This window comes from Mycobacterium xenopi (genome assembly GCF_009936235.1).
Taxonomy (GTDB): Bacteria; Actinomycetota; Actinomycetes; order Mycobacteriales; family Mycobacteriaceae; genus Mycobacterium; species Mycobacterium xenopi.
Map to the genome: position 1 here is coordinate 1,483,693 of NZ_AP022314.1, position 17,009 is coordinate 1,500,701.

The 17,009-nt window shown below is 66.1% G+C and carries 16 protein-coding genes and 3 pseudogenes; 13 read left to right on the forward strand and 6 right to left on the reverse strand.

What is annotated here, in order from left to right; genetic code table 11:
- The first annotated feature begins 7 nt into the window (after positions 1–7).
- A complete protein-coding gene (locus tag MYXE_RS06995) occupies positions 8–700 on the forward strand; it encodes a TetR/AcrR family transcriptional regulator (protein WP_085197282.1) in 693 nt (230 codons plus the stop codon).
- Between the two features lie 84 nt (positions 701–784).
- On the opposite strand, the gene MYXE_RS07000 is transcribed toward MYXE_RS06995, so the two are convergent.
- Complete coding sequence (locus MYXE_RS07000) at positions 785–1,498, reverse strand: NAD-dependent deacylase (RefSeq protein ID WP_003920461.1); 714 nt, start codon at positions 1,496–1,498, stop codon at positions 785–787.
- A gap of 34 nt (positions 1,499–1,532) precedes the next feature.
- Here MYXE_RS07000 and MYXE_RS07005 point away from each other — a divergent pair, with 34 nt between their 5' ends.
- Positions 1,533–1,898 (forward strand): GntR family transcriptional regulator, encoded by a 366-nt coding sequence (locus MYXE_RS07005; RefSeq protein ID WP_003920460.1) that lies wholly within the window; start codon positions 1,533–1,535, stop codon positions 1,896–1,898.
- Between the two features lie 8 nt (positions 1,899–1,906).
- Here MYXE_RS07005 and MYXE_RS07010 read toward each other — a convergent pair whose 3' ends face one another.
- On the reverse strand, positions 1,907–2,443 hold the full coding sequence (locus MYXE_RS07010; RefSeq protein ID WP_039889962.1) for a DUF1697 domain-containing protein: 537 nt from the start codon (positions 2,441–2,443) through the stop codon (positions 1,907–1,909).
- A 101-nt stretch (positions 2,444–2,544) separates the two neighbouring features.
- On the opposite strand from MYXE_RS07010, the pseudogene MYXE_RS07015 reads away from it, so the two are divergent.
- Positions 2,545–2,987, forward strand: a pseudogene (locus tag MYXE_RS07015) (PPOX class F420-dependent oxidoreductase).
- A gap of 43 nt (positions 2,988–3,030) precedes the next feature.
- Positions 3,031–3,219 (forward strand): DUF5302 domain-containing protein, encoded by a 189-nt coding sequence (locus tag MYXE_RS07020; RefSeq protein ID WP_003920457.1) that lies wholly within the window; start codon positions 3,031–3,033, stop codon positions 3,217–3,219.
- On the opposite strand, the gene MYXE_RS07025 is transcribed toward MYXE_RS07020, so the two are convergent.
- The gene (locus tag MYXE_RS07025; protein WP_003920456.1) at positions 3,216–3,548 is read right to left on the reverse strand and encodes a DUF4345 domain-containing protein; all 333 of its coding nucleotides are present in this window, start codon (positions 3,546–3,548) and stop codon (positions 3,216–3,218) included. The genes MYXE_RS07020 and MYXE_RS07025 overlap by 4 nt on opposite strands.
- 218 nt (positions 3,549–3,766) lie before the next feature.
- Between MYXE_RS07025 and MYXE_RS07030 the strand changes: the two genes are divergently transcribed.
- From MYXE_RS07030 to MYXE_RS07045, 4 genes and pseudogenes are all read left to right on the forward strand, one after another.
- Positions 3,767–4,342 (forward strand): TetR/AcrR family transcriptional regulator, encoded by a 576-nt coding sequence (locus tag MYXE_RS07030; RefSeq protein WP_003920455.1) that lies wholly within the window; start codon positions 3,767–3,769, stop codon positions 4,340–4,342.
- A gap of 126 nt (positions 4,343–4,468) precedes the next feature.
- Positions 4,469–5,871 (forward strand): annotated as a pseudogene (locus MYXE_RS07035) (IS1380 family transposase).
- Between the two features lie 178 nt (positions 5,872–6,049).
- Positions 6,050–6,649: an HhH-GPD-type base excision DNA repair protein gene (locus MYXE_RS07040; RefSeq protein WP_003920454.1), complete on the forward strand. Its 600-nt coding sequence runs from the start codon at positions 6,050–6,052 to the stop codon at positions 6,647–6,649.
- The gene (locus tag MYXE_RS07045) at positions 6,646–6,792 is read left to right on the forward strand and encodes a hypothetical protein (RefSeq protein WP_003920453.1); all 147 of its coding nucleotides are present in this window, start codon (positions 6,646–6,648) and stop codon (positions 6,790–6,792) included. The genes MYXE_RS07040 and MYXE_RS07045 overlap by 4 nt, the downstream gene beginning before the upstream one ends.
- A gap of 62 nt (positions 6,793–6,854) precedes the next feature.
- Here MYXE_RS07045 and MYXE_RS07050 read toward each other — a convergent pair whose 3' ends face one another.
- On the reverse strand, positions 6,855–7,790 hold the full coding sequence (locus MYXE_RS07050) for an Rv1157c family protein (protein WP_039889954.1): 936 nt from the start codon (positions 7,788–7,790) through the stop codon (positions 6,855–6,857).
- A 37-nt stretch (positions 7,791–7,827) separates the two neighbouring features.
- Positions 7,828–8,439 carry a hypothetical protein gene (locus MYXE_RS07055; protein ID WP_003920451.1) on the reverse strand — a complete coding sequence of 204 codons (612 nt, stop codon included), beginning with the start codon at positions 8,437–8,439 and terminating at the stop codon, positions 7,828–7,830.
- 159 nt (positions 8,440–8,598) lie between these two features.
- Between MYXE_RS07055 and MYXE_RS07060 the strand changes: the two are divergent.
- Positions 8,599–9,857: pseudogene (locus MYXE_RS07060) on the forward strand (mannosyltransferase).
- Here the strand turns inward: MYXE_RS07060 and MYXE_RS07065 are convergent.
- The gene (locus MYXE_RS07065; protein WP_003920449.1) at positions 9,838–10,128 is read right to left on the reverse strand and encodes a 4a-hydroxytetrahydrobiopterin dehydratase; all 291 of its coding nucleotides are present in this window, start codon (positions 10,126–10,128) and stop codon (positions 9,838–9,840) included. The pseudogene MYXE_RS07060 and the gene MYXE_RS07065 sit on opposite strands and share 20 nt — an antisense overlap.
- A 25-nt stretch (positions 10,129–10,153) precedes the next feature.
- Between MYXE_RS07065 and MYXE_RS07070 the strand changes: the two genes are divergently transcribed.
- The 4 genes from MYXE_RS07070 to narJ all read left to right on the forward strand — a co-directional run bounded on the left by MYXE_RS07070 (position 10,154) and on the right by narJ (position 17,009).
- Entirely contained in the window at positions 10,154–10,537 is a 384-nt protein-coding gene (locus MYXE_RS07070; RefSeq protein ID WP_085197264.1) for a (deoxy)nucleoside triphosphate pyrophosphohydrolase, read from the forward strand.
- A 476-nt stretch (positions 10,538–11,013) separates the two neighbouring features.
- Positions 11,014–14,712 (forward strand): nitrate reductase subunit alpha, encoded by a 3,699-nt coding sequence (locus MYXE_RS07075; RefSeq protein WP_085197262.1) that lies wholly within the window; start codon positions 11,014–11,016, stop codon positions 14,710–14,712.
- Positions 14,713–16,359, forward strand: a complete 1,647-nt coding sequence (gene narH / locus MYXE_RS07080; protein WP_085197260.1) for a nitrate reductase subunit beta — start codon at positions 14,713–14,715, stop codon at positions 16,357–16,359.
- Positions 16,356–17,009 carry a nitrate reductase molybdenum cofactor assembly chaperone gene (gene narJ, locus MYXE_RS07085; protein WP_085197258.1) on the forward strand — a complete coding sequence of 218 codons (654 nt, stop codon included), beginning with the start codon at positions 16,356–16,358 and terminating at the stop codon, positions 17,007–17,009. The genes narH and narJ overlap by 4 nt, the downstream gene beginning before the upstream one ends.

The window sequence follows — 17,009 nt, forward strand, 5'->3', positions numbered from 1 at the left end:
CGTGCCGATGAAAAGTCTGCGCCGATCGCGTGCGCCGCGGGGCTCAGGCGATCGCCTACGCGACGAAATCCTAGATGCTGCAACCGAATTGCTGTTGGAAACCGGGCACGCCAAGGAGGTGTCAATCCGGGCGGTCGCCCAGCGCGTCGGCGTCACCCCGCCGTCGATCTACCTGCATTTCGAGGACAAAGACGCCTTGCTGGACGCGGTCTGCGCGCGTTACCTGGCCAAACTCGATCAGGAAATGCAACGGGTCGCCGCCGGCGAACCGTCGGCGGTGGAGGTGTTGCGCGCCCAGGGGCTTGCCTACGTCCGGTTCGCCCTCGAGACTCCGGAGTTGTATCGGATCGCCACCATGGGGGAGTGGCGGTCGGGCAGCGATGTCGACGCGACGCTGGACAGCTCGGCGTTTCAGCACATCCGTGACACCGTGCAGACTTTGATGGACGAGAACATCTACCCGCCGGGTGATCCGACGACGGTGGCCCTGCAACTGTGGAGCGCCGCGCACGGGGTGGCGGCGTTGCTGATCGCCAAGCCGCACCTGCCATTCGGTGATGCGGAGGCGTTCGCGGACCGGGTGCTGGGCGCGGTGTTCTGGGGGCACCTAGTGGCTGGGATCGTCGGCCCGGATACCGCGCCTCAGCAACTGCTTGACCGGCTGATGGTAGCTGACCGGTCGCAGGGCTCGCCGGCATAACGCCGGCAGCGGCGATTCTCGCGGCGCCCAGGCTGCGGCCCGGCACCGAAGCGGCGGCGTGCGGATGAGCCGCGACGTGTGGGTCTACGTCAGCAGGGCAGGCAGCCGCTGCAGCAATCCCGGCAGCGCCTGACTAGCCGTTTCGCGAAGCGAGATCGTCGCGCTGCCCGACAGCGGTGTCGGCTCGGGATTGACCTCGACGACGGTCGCGCCGCGCGCCAGCGCGAGCTCGGGCAGGCTCGCCGCCGGGTAGACGATCGCCGAGGTGCCCACCACGACCAGCACGTCGGCTGCCTGCGTGGCCTCGACCGCGCGCTGCCAAGGCTCTTCGGGCAGCGGCTCGCCGAACCACACCACGTCCGGCCGGATCAGGCCGCCACAGCCGCAGGTCGGCGGTTCCATTTCAAGTGCTGGTTCCGACATTTCCAGCAATTTACCCGTGTACGGCAAAGCGCAGCTCGCACAACGAAATTCAAAGATGCTTCCGTGCACATGGTGAACAGGTGAACTGCCGGCGCGCTCGTGCAAGTTGTCGACGTTCTGTGTGACGACGGTGACCTCGGCGTGGTCTTGCCAGCCGGCTATGGCGCGATGCCCGGCGTTAGGTTCGACGCAGCTCGCCAGGTAATGCCGCCACAGATACCAGCCCCAGACCCGGTCGGGATTTTGCAGCCAGCCGTCGATGCTGGCCAGCTCGTAGGGGTCGAACCGAGCCCACAGCCCGTTCTTGTCGTCGCGGAAAGTCGGCACGCCACTCTCCGCCGAAATTCCCGCCCCGCTGAGCACCGTAATCCGCACCCTGCCAACATAGCGCCTGCGAGATACTGAACTAGTGGAGCTGGGGGAATCGGTACGGCTTGACGCGAAGGCGGGTAAACCGCTGTTCGACCAACTCCGAACCCAGCTTATTGGCGAAATCCGAGCCGGCCGGTTGGCGCCGGGGACCCGGTTGCCGACAGTTCGTGAATTGGCGGGCCAGCTACACCTTGCCGTCAACACCGTGGCTCGCGCGTACCGCGAATTGGAAGGGGCAGGAATCGTCGAAACCCGAGGACGTTTCGGCACTTTCGTCGCCAGGGCTGATCCGGCCGACGCGGCGATGGCGGCCGCGGCCCGGGCGTACCTCGACACGGCCCGCCGGCTGGGCCTCGGCAAAGACGACGCGATTCGTTATCTCGATGCGGCGCCCACCGACTGAAGCGGACCTTATTTGCCCGCCATCTGCAGCACCTTGGTCAGCGTGCGTAGGTTGCGGGTAGTCGTCGACGACTTGTAGCGCGGCTTACCCATGGCCTTGCCGATGGTGCTGTCCAGCGTGGCGCCCTTGGCGACCTGCCAGTAGATGACGCCCGCCAAGTCGGGGCCACGGCTGATCTTCTCTCCGGGCCCGGCCTGCAGCGCGGCAAGTTCGTCAAACACGGCGCGGTCGCTGACGAACGTGACATAAGACTGGTGTGCGGCTCGGTCGGGTTCGAAGGGATAGCCGTCGACGATCGCGCGCACGGTGTCGATGTCGTAAACCAGCACCCACGCGTCGTAGCCGAACTTCTCGCGTAACACGGCTTCGGCCTTCCCGCGCACCACACCAGCGTCGGAAGGCGACTCCAGCAGCACGTTGCCGCTGGCCAAGAGCGTGCGCACGGCGCTAAAACCCGCGGCGGAAAGCGCCGCGGCCACCTCGGCCATCTTGAGGTTGACGCCGCCGACGTTGACGCCGCGCAGAAAAGCCGCATAGTGCGTCATGTGTACTCCAGCAAGCGAATTGCCGTCGACCGCGGCCACATAGGGCGATCGTAGCGATGCGGCGAGCGAACCGGGACCGGTCACTGACGTAGGCTTTCGGCATGGGACGCCACGTGTTCGACGACAAGCTGCTGGCCGTCATCAGCGGGAACTCCATCGGTGTACTGGCCACCATCAAGCGCGACGGGCGTCCCCAGCTGTCGAACGTGCAGTACTACTTCGACCCTCGCAAACTCGTCATCCAGGTTTCGATCACCGAACCGCGGGCCAAGACCCGCAACCTGCGCCGTGATCCCCGGGCGTCGATCTTGGTCAGCGCCGACGACGGGTGGGCCTACGCCGTCGCGGAGGGCACCGCGGAGTTGACGCCGCCGCCGCCGCGCGTGACGACGCTACCGTCGAGGCGCTGATCACGTTGTACCGCAACATCGCTGGCGAACACCCGGACTGGGACGAGTATCGCGAGGCGATGGTCACCGATCGGCGGGTGCTGCTGACATTGCCGATCACGCACGTGTACGGCATGCCGCCCGGCATTCGCTGAGCCGAGGTCAGCGAAGCCGCTTTCGCCGCGCTAGGCTGCCGTCATGGCTGCATCGAAGCCCGGCCCCGACTCCACGTTCGACGACGAGACCAAGCGCAAATTCCGCGAAGCCCTGGACCGCAAGAAGGCAAAGGCGGCCTCCGGATCGGACCACAAAGACGCCGGCGCCAAGCAGCCGCGGGCTCACGGGCCTGTGGAAAGTCGCCGGGAATTTCGGCGCAAGAGCGGCTAGTCTGCTTTGCTAGTGAGACCGAAAAATACTGCGGGAACGACAAATTCGACCGCTGTAAGCACGTCTTGGAACCAGTGCGGCTGGCCGTTTAAGACCCGGGAGAGCACTCGCCCCACACCTCCGGCGAGCATCACCGCGGCCAGCAACCGCACGTCGTCGGCGCGGATGGGTGACTTTCGCGCCGCGCGCATCCAGGCGATGCCGTAGCCAGCGAAGACGGCGGAGTAAAACCGCTCTCGCGAGTCGACCGTCGCGTTGGCGTCTGTGGCGCCGGGAACCGACGCTGTGCCGAGGGCGAAGTGGTAGGCCCCGATCGCGATGCATGACACCCCGGTACCCGCTGTCAAATGCCTCAGGGATCGAGCGCACGGCGTGCTGAGGGCAGTAGGGCCAGCCATCTCAGCGGTTCCTTTCGCAACTGGGAGCGATTGCGGCACAACCATAAAAGCTAAGTTGACTACTGTCAACTTAGGCCGAACGTCGTGTCTGCCGATGCTTCCCCTCACGAATCTGTCGAGGGTAGACGGCTGTCAACTAACATCTGCGTGTGCCCACCCAACGCCGTCTGGGCCCCGAGCTGCGCCGCGAACACGTGATCGACGCCGCGGAGCGGATCTTCGCGGCACAGCCATACGAAGACGTGACCATGGCGGCCGTCGCCGCAGAGGCCGGCATATCCCGGGCGCTGCTGTACCGGTACTTCCCGGGTAAGCGCACACTGTTCGCCGCGGTGTACCGTCGCGCAGCCGAGCGGCTACTCGACGGTGTTCGCCTCGGCCCGCAAGCGCCGCTCGAAGACCAGATCGCCAGCGGGCTAGACGCCCACCTGGACTACTTCTTGGCCAACCGCAACACCGTGCTGGCGGCCAACCGGACATTGGCCACCGACCCGGCTGTCCAGGACATCATCAACGCGGAGCTGGCCGCATTGCGCGACCGAATCGCCGACGCTGCTGACCTCGAACCTGCTGCGCGCCAACGGCTTTCCGCCGTCATGATCAGCTGGTTGGCATTTGTCCGGGTGCTGTGCGTGCAGTGGCTGGCCGACGGACAGTTTACCCGCGATGAGGTCCGGGGCCTGTGCATCGACGTCCTCAACGCGGTGATGCCGACGCGGCTTTAAACTAAGCCTAAATCCGTGGATGGTTCCGGTGATTTGATCGGCGTGTGAACAGCGAAAATGCCTTCTGAACTGGGACAATACGAGTGCTGAGGCCGCATTTGTCCATAGTCCGGGAAGGCACTTTCGATGCACTCATCGTATACGTTCACCACCGGATCGGCGGTGTTTGACGAGCAGAATCTGCTGTCGGCGGCCGGGTTGGTGCCAGTGCTGGAACTGGCTGAGCAGACCGGTCTTTCGGAATTGATCAACGAGCGCGTGGATCTGCCGTCGACTCGGGTGAAGTCCGGCGCGGTCAACCCGGCTGGCAAGCTGACCTCGATCGTCGCCGGGATGATGTGCGGCGCGGACAGCATCGATGATGCCAATGTGCTGCGCGCCGGCGGCACACCCCGGGTGTTCAACGAGGTATATGCCCCATCGACGTTGGGGATCTTTTTGCGCGAGTTCACCTTCGGGCATACCAAACAACTCGCCGCAGTGGCCCGCGAGCATCTGATCGCACTGGCGGCGCGCACCCGCTGCTGGCTGGCGCCGACGAGCGGATGTTTTTGGACATCGACTCGCTGCTGCGCCCGGTCTACGGCCACGCCAAGCAGGGCGCCTCCTTCGGTCATGCCAAGATCGCCAGCCGCGCGCTGCTGCGGCTGGGCCTGTCCCCACAGATCACCACCATCTCCACGGCGACCGCCGCGCCGGTGATCGCCGAGGCGCAGCTACGGAGCGGCAAAGCCGCCTCCGGGCGCGGTGCCGCATACCAGCTCAAGCAGGCGATCACCACCGCGAAAGCGATCAACCCCGACGCGCCGATCCTGGTGCGCGGCGACTCAATGTTTGGCACCAAGAAAGTGATCACCACCTGCATTCAGCGAGGCGCCGAATTCTCCCTGTCGATCAGCCGCAACAAGCGCATCAACGCCGCGATCGCCGCCATCGACGAGGCCGCCTGGACCCCGGTGCACTACCCGGGCGCGGTCGAAGACCCCGACACCGGGGCGTTGATCTCCGATGCCCAGGTCGCCGAAACCCCCTACACCCTGCGCCTGGCCCGCGGCCGAACACTGACCGTGCGGCTGGTAGTGCGCCGGGTCAAAGACGCCCGCCACCTGGATGCGTTGTTTCCGGTGTGGCGCTATCACCCGTTTGTCACCAACTCCGCGCTGCCGGTCGACCAGGCCGATATCACCCACCGACGCCACGCCATCATCGAAACCACCTTCGCCGATTTAATCGACGGCCCACTGGCACACATCCCGTCGGGGCTGTTCGCGGCCAACTGCGCCTGGCTGGCCTGCGCGGTGATCGCCCATAACCTGCTGCGCGCCGTCGGCACCCTCGCCGGTGGCCACCATGCCGTGGCCCGCGGGGCTACCCTGCGCCGCGACCTGATCAACATCCCGGCCCGCTTCGCCGCCCCGGCCCGCAAACCAATGCTGCACCTACCCGCCCACTGGCATTGGCGAGCCAGATGGAAGGCCCTGTGGCACAACGTCATCGGTTACCCGATCGCGCAACCCCGCGCCGCCTGACCCCACCTTCCAAGCCCTGTCCGCCCCGCCATCCCAGGCCCGACCCAAGGAACCCAAAGGAAAGCTGGTACAGGCCAGCGGATCACCCACGCCCCACCGCGCCACACTCGGCCGCATCCCAAAACAACCGCGTCGACGGCAACACGAAATCACCCATCCACGGATTCAGGCTAAGCGGGTGCCCAAACTGCAGCTCGCTCAGGACGCGGCCGCCGACGCGCTGCTGAGTTCAAACCCTTTCGCGTTGCTGGTGGGGATGCTGCTTGACCAGCAGGTGCCGATGGAGACCGCTTTCGCGGGGCCGAAGAAAATCGCCGACCGCATGGGCGGCTTCGACGCGACCGAGATCGCCAACTACGACCCGGGCAAGTTCGCTGCATTGTGCTCGCAGCGGCCTGCCATCCACCGCTTTCCGGGTTCGATGGCCAAACGCATCCAGGAGCTGGCGCAAGTGATCGCGGACCGTTACGCCGGTGACGCGGCCGCCGTGTGGACCGCCGGTGACCCCGACGGCCCCGAGCTGCTGAGACGGCTCAAGGGGCTGCCCGGCTTCGGCGAGCAGAAAGCACGTATTTTCTTGGCGTTGCTGGGCAAGCAATACGGCGTCACCCCGGAGGGCTGGCGGGCGGCGGCAGGCGACTACGGCAAGTCCGGGACGCACATGTCGGTTGCCGACGTCGTCGACGCCCGCTCGCTCGCGCAGGTGCGATCACACAAAAAGCAGATGAAGGCAGCCAAGACGGCGGCTCCGACGCTGAGGCGAAAGGTGGCAACGTGAAGACACACCTAAACTGTCCGTGCGGCGAGGCGATCGTGGGCAAGGACGAAGACGAGCTGGTCGAACTGACCCAGGCGCATCTCGCCGACGCGCATCCCGGTCTTGAGTACGACCGCGACGCGATCCTCTTCATGGCGTACTGAGTCGTCCTCCTGCCGCGCGCGTACCTACTTCGCCCGCTCGCGGCCAAGGCGCCAGACGAACGCTACGGCACCACCGTCGAGCCGATGGTGGGCATGAACTGGCACTGCTTGTCTTTGGTCGTGACCTGCCCGAAGATCGTCGACATGATGCTGCCCGACCCAGTGTCGGCGATGGCGGTCAGGGTGGTCGGCCCGTCCGGATTGATGTCGGGGCGCGGTTTGAGCGTCGCACTGCCCGACTTGCCGGTGGTGAGGTTCACCCAGGTCACGTTCAGCGGCAGCTTCTGCACCTCGGCGGGCCCCGGTGTGCCGATCGCGGTGAACACGTAGGCGGTTTGGCCGGGACCGGGGCCGGGCGCAGGGATCTTGGCGGGGCCCGCGACCGACAGCGCGGTCGCGATGGAATTGCTGCCATCGGCCAGGCATCCGGTGCCGATAGACGGGTACATGAAGTCCTGGGTGGGCGGAGAGTCCGGCCCGAAACCAGGGGCCGCGGCGGTTTCGGCGGGCGCGGGGCCACCCGGCGCGGGTGTGGGCGTCGGAGCAGCGGCGGGTGGCGGCGCCGGCGCGACAGAGGCTGCCGCAGGGGGCGGGCCGGCGGCATGGGCGGGGTCGATCCCGGTAGGCAGGTGTGCCTGAGTGCCCGGTTCTACGCCGGGCGCTGGCACGTGGGCCGCCGGAACACCGGGACCGGCGGGGTCCTGCACGAACTGGTTCACCGCCGAGGCAACGCTTTTCGACTGGTCCGGGGCGCTGGGATTGTGAGAGAACACCGACGCCGCCGCCATCAGCAGCTGTGTTGCCTGCTCAGGGTTGGCTGCGGCCTGCTGGATGATCGGACTTAGCTGGGTTATCGCCGGCAGCCCCGGGAGTTGTTGGGACGGTATCGGTTGCGGTGGCACCGGTTCGGCTGCAACGCGGGGACATAGCGCTAAACCGACGGTCGAGGCGATGGCCACAGCGGCGAAGCCGCTGCCCAACTTGCAGGTGCTTGGCACGGTATCCTCCCCGGTTCGTGGTGGGTCAGCGGGTTGGTCAGGGCAGCGCCGACAGCGGCACTAACAGCGGGTTGGAAGCCGGTGCCATGGTGGATATCGGTGTGGGCGGCTGGGCGATGCTGCGCGGAATCGGGACGCCGCCGGGCGTCAGCGAGGCCAGATCGCCCGGGAGCGAAACCTGTTGGGGGAGCGGCACCGGCAAGAACGGCACGTTGGGCAGGCTGACCTTGGCGTTGGGCAGCAGCTGCGACGGCCCCGTCGCCGGGGTGGCCGCGGTCGTCCCCGGCAACACCGACGTCATCCCCGGGACAGCGGCCGCTGTCCCAGGAAGCGCCGACGTTGCGGCCGGGGCGAGGGCGGTCGCGCCGGGAACGGCCGCAGGTCCGGGCTGCGGAACCTGGATCGCTGCGCTGGCCAGCGGTGGCGGCGTCGGGGGTGTCGGTTGGGTGCCGGTGAGGGCCGTCGTCAGGTTCTGCAGAACCTGGGGCGCATTGGCCGCCGAATTAGCCAGCTGCTCACCGATATTGGGAGCCGGCGCCGGCTGCCCCGTGTCGGCGTTGGCGGTGCCTAACAGGCCGCCCGTGAGCAGCGCGGCCAACGAGGCCACCACAACCGCGGTGGCGCGTAACACAGTCCAGATGGTCGACATGGCTCTCCCTGATTCTTGGCGACGGGTCCCGGGCCGATACTTCGCGCGATACCAAAGTGACTCAAGTGACACATGTGGCGGTTATTCGATCGTTACCCAGCTGATCGGTTGCGGTGACCGGCGCGCCGTCGTGGGGGCAAGCCGCCGTCAGGTCGATAGTTGATCGCTAAAGTCGGGCAGATAGACACCACCGCGGCCGCCCCGGCGGCAACCACCATCCGCCGGCAGGCGATCCCCCTGGGAGCTGCCGCGCCGGTGCTGCTGTGCCTGAGCGTCGCGGCCCGCCTGGCCTGGACCTACCTGGCACCCAACGGCGCCAACTTCGTCGACCTGCACGTCTACCTCGGCGCTGCGGCCACCCTCGACCATCCGGGCAGCCTCTACAGCTACGTCTATGCCGACCAGACACCGGATTTCCCGCTGCCGTTCACCTACCCCCCGTTCGCCGCAGTGGTCTTCTACCCGCTGCATTTCCTGCCGTTCGGCCTGGTCGCGTTCCTGTGGACGGTCGGGACCATGGCCGCGCTGTACGGCGTGGTCCGCATCAGCCAGCGCTTGCTCGGCGCGCCGCCGACAGCGGCCGACGCGGGGCCATGTGCTGGACCGCGGTATCCATCTGGATCGAACCGCTGCGCAGCACGTTCGACTACGGTCAGATCAACGTCCTGCTGGTGCTGGCCGGGCTCTGGGCCGTTTACACCACACGCTGGTGGTTATCGGGCTTGCTGGTCGGACTGGCGGCCGGGATCAAGCTGACCCCGGCGATCACCGGCCTCTACTTCATCGGCGTACGACGTTGGGGCACGGCGGTATTCTCCGCGGTGATCTTTGCGGCCAGTGTCGCGGTGTCGACACTTGTGGTGGGGGACCAGGTCCGCTACTACTTCACCGACTTGATTCGCGACACCGACCGGGTTGGGCCGATCTGCACGACGTTCAATCAGTCCTGGCGCGGGGCCATCTGCCGGATCTTCGGTCACGACGCCGGCTATGACCCGCTGGTGCTGGCGGCGATCCTGCTTACCGCGGTACTGGCCCTGCTGGCATGGCGGGTACTGAGCAGCGGCGTCGGCGCGCCGGACCGGTTGGGCATGGTGCTGGTGGTGGAGTTGTTCGGGCTACTGCTGTCACCGATCTCATGGACCCACCACTGGGTATGGCTGGTGCCGTTGATGGTGTGGCTGTTTCACGGCCCGCTCTCCGAACGCCGCGGCGCGCGGATTCTGGGCTGGGGCTGGCTCGCGCTGACCATCGTCGGTGTGCCGTGGCTGCTGAGCTTCGCGCAGCCGACGATCTGGCAGGCCGGCCGGCCGTGGTATCTGGCCTGGGGCGGCCTGGTCTACATCGTGGCCACGCTGGCCACGCTGGCCTGGATCGCCCTGAGCGGACGGCGGACGGTCAGCTCGGGGTCCCGATAATCCCGTTGATGTCGCGCGCCATTGCTATGTCGTTTTGGGTGATGCCGCCCTCGGCATGCGTCACCAGCATGAAAGTGACTGTCCGCCAACGAATGTCAATGTCCGGATGGTGATTTTTGGCCTCCGCGTGCTCGGCTACCCGGCGCACCGCGTCGATGCCGGCCATAAATGACGGGAACTTGACCGACCGGCGCAGCACACCGCCTGCTCGTTCCCAGCCGTCGAGGTCTGGGAGTGCGGCGTCGACTTGCTCATCGGTTAACACAGCCATGCATCGACGGTACCGTCAGTCCACGATGCCGAACCAGATCATCGTCGCCGGAGCCGTCATCGCCCACGGCACACTGCTGGTGGCACAACGGGATCGCCCTCCGGAATTGGCCGGGCGCTGGGAACTACCCTGCGGCAAGGTCAGGGCAGGTGAAACCGAGCCCGACGCGCTGGCGCGCGAACTGGCCGAAGAACTCGGCGTCGAGGTGGCGGTCGGCGAGCGGTTGGGCGGCGACATTGATCTCGACGCCACGGCGACGCTGCGGGCCTATCGGGTCGAGGTGATCCGTGGTCGGCCCCACCCTCGCGATCACCGCGCGCTGCGCTGGGTCACGGCCGCCGAGCTGCATACCGTGGACTGGGTACCGGCCGACCGGGGATGGCTGGCAGCCTTGGCCGAGGCCCTGTAAACGGTCAAGCGGGCCGGTGCCAGCAACCATAGCCGCCACGCCCACAGGGTTCTTGCAGCAAAGACACAGGAATGTCGAAGGTGCGATTTGTGACCTAGTTTTTACAGCGCCATACAAAACATTTACGCCGAGTTACCGCTGTGTTAGCAGCGCTGATGCTTTCCTGTACGGCGTGGGTATGGCTTCCAGCCCTATTACCGGCGCGTTTCGACGCGGCGTCGCGGTGCCGGCGATCGGCCTCATCGCTAACAGCGCCTCGACTGCCAGCATGGTCCTCCCGCAACCCACCGCCTATGCTTGTGGGTGGTCGCTGACCAGCGCGGGGGCTGAGGCACATGGCCATGCCGGTACCTGGTCGGCCGGGTCGGCGAGGTCGCCGTCGAATCTCGCTGACCCATCCCGGATACACCGCAACGGGGTTGCCCGCCCAAGGCCGTTAGGCCCGAGCGCGCCGCGACGTGTAAGGAGGTCCACACGTGACTGTGACACCGCAGGTTGGAGGGCCTCTCGAGGAGTTGCTCGAGCGCTGCGGGCGGTTCTTCACACCCGGTGAAATCTCCAAGGACCTGCGCACGGTCACGCGCCGTGGCGGCCGCGACGCCGACGTGTTCTACCGCGACCGCTGGAGCCACGACAAGGTGGTCCGCTCCACCCACGGGGTCAACTGCACCGGGTCGTGCTCGTGGAAGATCTACGTCAAGGACGGCATCATCACCTGGGAGACCCAGCAAACCGACTACCCGTCCGTCGGCCCCGACCGGCCGGAGTACGAGCCGCGCGGCTGTCCCCGCGGCGCATCGTTTTCCTGGTACAGCTATTCACCGACCAGGGTCCGCTACCCGTACGCGCGCGCGGTGCTCGTGCAGATGTTCCGGGAAGCCAAGGCCCGCCTCGGCGACCCGGTGTTGGCATGGGCCGACATCCAGGCCGACCCGGAGCGCCGCCGCCGCTACCAGCAAGCTCGCGGCAAGGGTGGCCTGGTCCGGGTGAGCTGGGCCGAAGCCACCGAGATGATCGCCGCCGCGCATGTGCACACGATCAAGACCTACGGCCCGGACCGGGTCGCGGGCTTCTCGCCCATCCCGGCGATGTCGATGGTCAGCCACGCAGCCGGCTCACGTTTCGTCGAGTTGATCGGCGGCGTGATGACGTCGTTTTACGACTGGTATGCCGATCTGCCGGTGGCCTCGCCGCAGGTGTTCGGTGACCAGACCGACGTTCCGGAGTCCGGAGACTGGTGGGACGCAGCGTATTTGATCATGTGGGGCTCCAACGTTCCGATCACCCGAACACCCGACGCGCATTGGATGGCCGAGGCCCGCTACCGCGGCGCCAAGGTGGTGACGGTCAGTCCGGACTACGCCGACAACACGAAGTTCGCCGACGAGTGGATGCCGTGCGCGGCGGGCACGGACGCTGCGCTGGCCATGGCGATGGGCCACGTGATCCTCTCCGAATGCTATGTGCAGCAACAAGTTCCATTCTTCACGGACTATGCACGCCGTTACACCGACCTGCCGTTTCTGATTAAGCTGGAGGAGCGCGGCGACGCGCTCGTTCCCGGGAAAAACCTCAGCGCCGCCGACATTGGCCAAACGGTGGAGAACGCGGCCTTCAAGCCGGTGGTGTTGGACGAGGCCACCAACTCGATTGTGGTGCCCCACGGCTCAATCGGATTTCGCTACGGCGAGGACGGCCTTGGAAAGTGGAATCTGGACCTCGGTGACGTGACACCGGTGCTGAGCGTGGAACGCGCGCACGCGACCAACGGTGAGCGCACCACCGCGCTAGTACGACTCCCCAGCTTCGACACCATCGACGGGCACGGCGAAACCGTCGCGCGCGGCGTGCCGGTGCGCCGGGTTGGCAGCCACCTGGTATGCACGGTGTTCGACTTGATGCTCGCCCACTACGGGGTCGCGCGTTCCGGGCTGCCCGGCGAGTGGCCCACGGGATACGACGACCCCGGCCAGCCGTACACGCCGGCCTGGCAGGAGCCGATCACCGGAGTGGCGGCCGCGCAGGCCATTCGGGTAGCGCGAGAATTCGCCCGCAGCGCCGAGGAATCCGGCGGGCGATCGATGATCATCATGGGTGGCGGGATCTGTCACTGGTTCCACGGCGACGCCATCTACCGGGCGGTGTTAGCGCTGCTGATGCTGACCGGATCGATGGGGCGAAACGGCGGTGGGTGGGCCCACTACGTCGGCCAGGAGAAGGTGCGACCGCTGACCGGGTGGCAGACGATGGCGATGGCCACGGACTGGTCACGGCCACCCCGGCAGGTGCCCGGTGCCTCCTATTGGTACGCCCACACCGACCAATGGCGCTACGACGCGTACGGCGCTGACAAGCTGGCCAGCCCGATCGGACGCGGCCGGTTCGCCGGCAAGCACACCATGGATCTGCTGGCCGCCGCCGCGGCGATGGGATGGAGTCCGTTCTACCCGCAATTCGACCGGTCCAGCCTCGACGTGGCCGACGAAGCCCATGCGGCAGGCCGGGACGTCGGCGAATACGTGGCCGAACAACTCGCGCAGCGCAAGCTGAAGCTCGCGGTCACCGATCCCGACGACCCAGCCAACTGGCCGCGGGTGCTCACCGTGTGGCGTGCCAACCTGATCGGCTCGTCAGGCAAGGGTGGCGAATACTTCTTGCGGCATTTGCTGGGAACGGACTCCAATGTGCTGGGCGAACCGCCCCAAGAAGGGGTTCGGCCTACAGATGTCGCCTGGGACAAGGAAATTCCGGAGGGCAAGCTCGACCTGATGATGTCGATCGACTTCCGGATGACGTCGACGACGTTGGTGTCCGACATTGTGCTGCCGGCCGCGACCTGGTACGAGAAGGCGGATCTGTCCAGCACCGACATGCATCCGTATGTGCATGCGTTCAGCCCGGCTACCGACCCGCCATGGGAAACACGTTCGGACTTCGAAGCTTTCGGTGCGATCGCCCGGGCCTTCAGCGCGATGGCCAAGCACCATCTGGGCACCCGCAACGACGTAGTGCTCACCGCGCTGCTACACGACACCCCGGATGCGCTGGCCTATCCCGATGGTCACGAACGTGTTTGGTTGCACAGCGGCGAGGTGCCGGTGCCGGGCAAGACCATGAGCAAGCTGGCCGTGGTCGAGCGGGACTATGGCGCGATCTACGACAAGTGGGTGACGCTGGGTCCGCTGGTCGAGAAATTCGGGCTGACCGTCAAGGGCTTCACGGTGCATCCCCTCCAAGAGGTCGAGCAACTGGCCGCTAAGTTCGGTGTGATGAATTCCGGTGCGGGCCAAGGACGTCCGGCGATCACCACGGCCAACCGGATGGCCGATGTGATACTGCTACTGTCAGGGACATCCAATGGCCGGTTAGCCGTCGAAGGTTTTCGCGAGCTGGAAAAGCGCACCGGCCAGCGGTTGGCTCACCTGGCCGAGGGCAGCGAGGAAAAGCGCATCACCTACGCCGACGCCCAGGCACGTCCGGTTCCGGTGATCACCAGCCCGGAATGGTCGGGCAGCGAAGCCGGCGGCCGCCGCTACGCGCCTTTCACGATCAACATCGAACACCTCAAGCCTTTCCACACACTGACCGGGCGAATGCACTTCTACCTCGCCCACGACTGGATCGAGGAACTCGGCGAGCACCTGCCGGTCTACCGGCCGCCGCTGGACATGACCCGGCTGTTCAAGGCTCCCGAGCTCGGCCCGACCGGCGACGGCATCGGGCTCACCGTGCGGTATCTAACCCCACATTCGAAATGGTCGTTTCACTCCACCTATCAGGACAACCTCTACATGCTCTCGCTGTCACGCGGCGGCCCGACCATGTGGATGAGCCCGGGAGACGCCGCGAAAATCAATGTGCGCGACAACGATTGGGTGGAAGCCGTCAACGCCAACGGCATCTACGTGTGCCGGGCCATCGTCAGCCACCGGATGCCCGACGGGGTGGTGTTCGTCTACCACGTGCAGGAACGCACTGTGGACACGCCGCGCACGGAGACCAACAACAAGCGCGGCGGTAACCACAACGCGCTGACCCGGGTGCGCATCAAGCCCAGCCACCTCGCCGGCGGCTACGGACAGCACGCGTTCGCCTTCAACTACCTTGGCCCGACCGGCAATCAGCGCGACGAGGTGACCATCGTGCGCCGCCGCAGCCAGGAGGTGACCTACTAAATGAAGGTGATGGCGCAACTGGCGATGGTGATGAACCTCGACAAGTGCATTGGCTGCCACACCTGTTCGGTCACCTGCAAGCAAGCCTGGACCAATCGCAGCGGAACCGAGTACGTGTGGTTCAACAACGTCGAAACCCGCCCGGGTGTGGGCTATCCGCGCACTTACGAAGACCAGGACCGCTGGCGTGGGGGCTGGACACGCGACAAGAAGGGCCGGCTGCGACTGCGTGACGGCGGCCGCTTCGCCAAGCTGTTGCGCATTTTCGCCAATCCCAGGCTGCCCACCATCGGCGACTACTACGAGCCGTGGACCTACGACTACGAGAACCTCACCACGGCACCGGCCGGCGACACGTTCCCGACCGCCGCTCCGCGAAGCCAGATCAGTGGCGAACCAATGAAAATCGAGTGGGGAGTGAACTGGGACGACAACCTGGCCGGCTCGACCGAGACGATGCGTGACGACCCGGTGCTGAAGAAGGTGAACGACGAGGTCAAGCTCGCGCTCGAAGAGACCTTCATGTTCTATTTGCCCCGGATCTGCGAGCACTGCCTCAACCCGTCCTGCGTGGCCTCCTGCCCGTCCGGCGCGATGTACAAGCGCAGCGAGGACGGCATCGTGCTCGTCGACCAGGACCGCTGCCGCGGCTGGCGGATGTGTGTGTCGGGATGCCCTTACAAGAAGGTGTATTTCAACCACAAGACCGGGAAAGCCGAAAAATGCACGCTGTGCTACCCGCGCATGGAGGTCGGCCTGCCGACCATCTGTTCGGAGACCTGCGTGGGGCGGCTGCGTTACCTCGGACTGGTGCTCTACGACGTCGACCGCGTGCTGGAGGCCGCGTCGGTGGAGAAGGACACCGAGCTTTACCGGGCGCAGTGCCGCGTCTTTTTGGACCCGAACGACCCGAACGTGATCGCCGCCGCGCGCGCTGAAGGTATCTCCGACGAATGGATCGAGGCCGCGCAGCGCTCACCGGTCTACGCGCTGATCAACAAGTACAAGGTGGCGCTGCCCTTGCATCCGGAATACCGCACGATGCCGATGGTCTGGTACATCCCGCCGTTGTCGCCGGTGGTCGACGCGGTCAGCCGCGACGGCCACGACGGGGAGGACCTGGGCAACTTGTTCGGCGCGTTGGAAGCGCTGCGGATTCCGATGCAGTACCTGGCCGAATTGTTCACGGCCGGCGACACCAGCGTCGTCGAGCAAGTGCTGCGGCGATTGGCCGCGATGCGCTCCTACATGCGTGACATCAATCTGGGGCGAGAAACGCAGCCGCACATACCGCATTCGGTCGGGATGACCGAAGAAGAGATCTACGAGATGTACCGCTTGCTGGCGATAGCGAAATACGAAGAGCGGTATGTCATCCCGACCGCCTACAAAGCCGAGGCGCGTGATCTGGAGCAGATGGCAGGGTGCTCGCTGGAGGGCGCTGGCGGACCAGGCATGTACGAGGTGGGACCGTTCGGGGGAGCCGATGCACCGGCGCCGGTCAGCGTGGAGACATTTCACACGCTGACGCAGCGCGCGGCCGCCGGGTCCGGCAACGGGCAGGGGTCGTCGCGGGTGAACCTTTTGAACTGGGACGGCGGTGAGGTTCCCGCCGGGATGTTTCCGAAGAGCGGCAAGAGCAAATGAGACTGCGCACCAGGCCACGAGAACCCCAACTGCGTGACCGGCTGGTGTGGCAGGCGGCCTCGCTGCTGCTCGCGTATCCGGACGAGCAACGTGATGAGCGGCTCGACACAGTCGAAGGTCTCCTGGCCCACCTGGACGGGACCGTCGCCGAGTTGCTGGGGCGCACCGTGGCCGCGCTGCGCTCCACCGATGTCCTGACTGCCGCCGCCGAATACGTCGAAACGTTCGATATGCGCCGTCGTTCGACGATGTACCTGACCTACTGGACGGCGGGCGATACCCGCAACCGAGGCCGCGAAATGCTGGCTTTTGCCTCGGCATACCGCGACGCCGGTGTCGAACCACCGAAGAACGAAGCGCCCGACCACCTACCGGTCGTGCTCGAGTTCGCTGCGACCGTTCACCCGGAAGCGGGACGCAGACTGCTAAGCGAACACCGGGTGCCCATCGACGTGCTGCTGAGGGCGTTGCGGGATGCGAACTCACCGTACCAACACGTGATCGCCGCGGTGTGCGAAACGCTCCCCCCGGTCACCGACCAGGATGTGCGCCGGGCACAACGGCTAGCGCAGCAGGGCCCGCCCGCGGAAGCCGTTGGCCTGCAACCGTTTACGTTGACCGTGCCATCCAAGCGAACTGCCGGAACCTGA

Excerpts from the sequence above, each read along its gene's own strand:
- MYXE_RS06995 (WP_085197282.1), top strand. The coding sequence starts at position 8 with ATGAAAAGTCTGCGCCGATCGCGTGCGCCGCGGGGCTCAGGCGATCGC.
- MYXE_RS07010 (WP_039889962.1), bottom strand. The coding sequence starts at position 2,443 with ATGACGCACTATGCGGCTTTTCTGCGCGGCGTCAACGTCGGCGGCGTC.
- MYXE_RS07020 (WP_003920457.1), top strand. The coding sequence starts at position 3,031 with ATGGCTGCATCGAAGCCCGGCCCCGACTCCACGTTCGACGACGAGACC.
- MYXE_RS07055 (WP_003920451.1), bottom strand. The coding sequence starts at position 8,439 with ATGTCGACCATCTGGACTGTGTTACGCGCCACCGCGGTTGTGGTGGCC.
- MYXE_RS07065 (WP_003920449.1), bottom strand. The coding sequence starts at position 10,128 with ATGGCTGTGTTAACCGATGAGCAAGTCGACGCCGCACTCCCAGACCTC.
- MYXE_RS07070 (WP_085197264.1), top strand. The coding sequence starts at position 10,154 with ATGCCGAACCAGATCATCGTCGCCGGAGCCGTCATCGCCCACGGCACA.
- narH (WP_085197260.1), top strand. The coding sequence starts at position 14,713 with ATGAAGGTGATGGCGCAACTGGCGATGGTGATGAACCTCGACAAGTGC.
- narJ (WP_085197258.1), top strand. The coding sequence starts at position 16,356 with ATGAGACTGCGCACCAGGCCACGAGAACCCCAACTGCGTGACCGGCTG.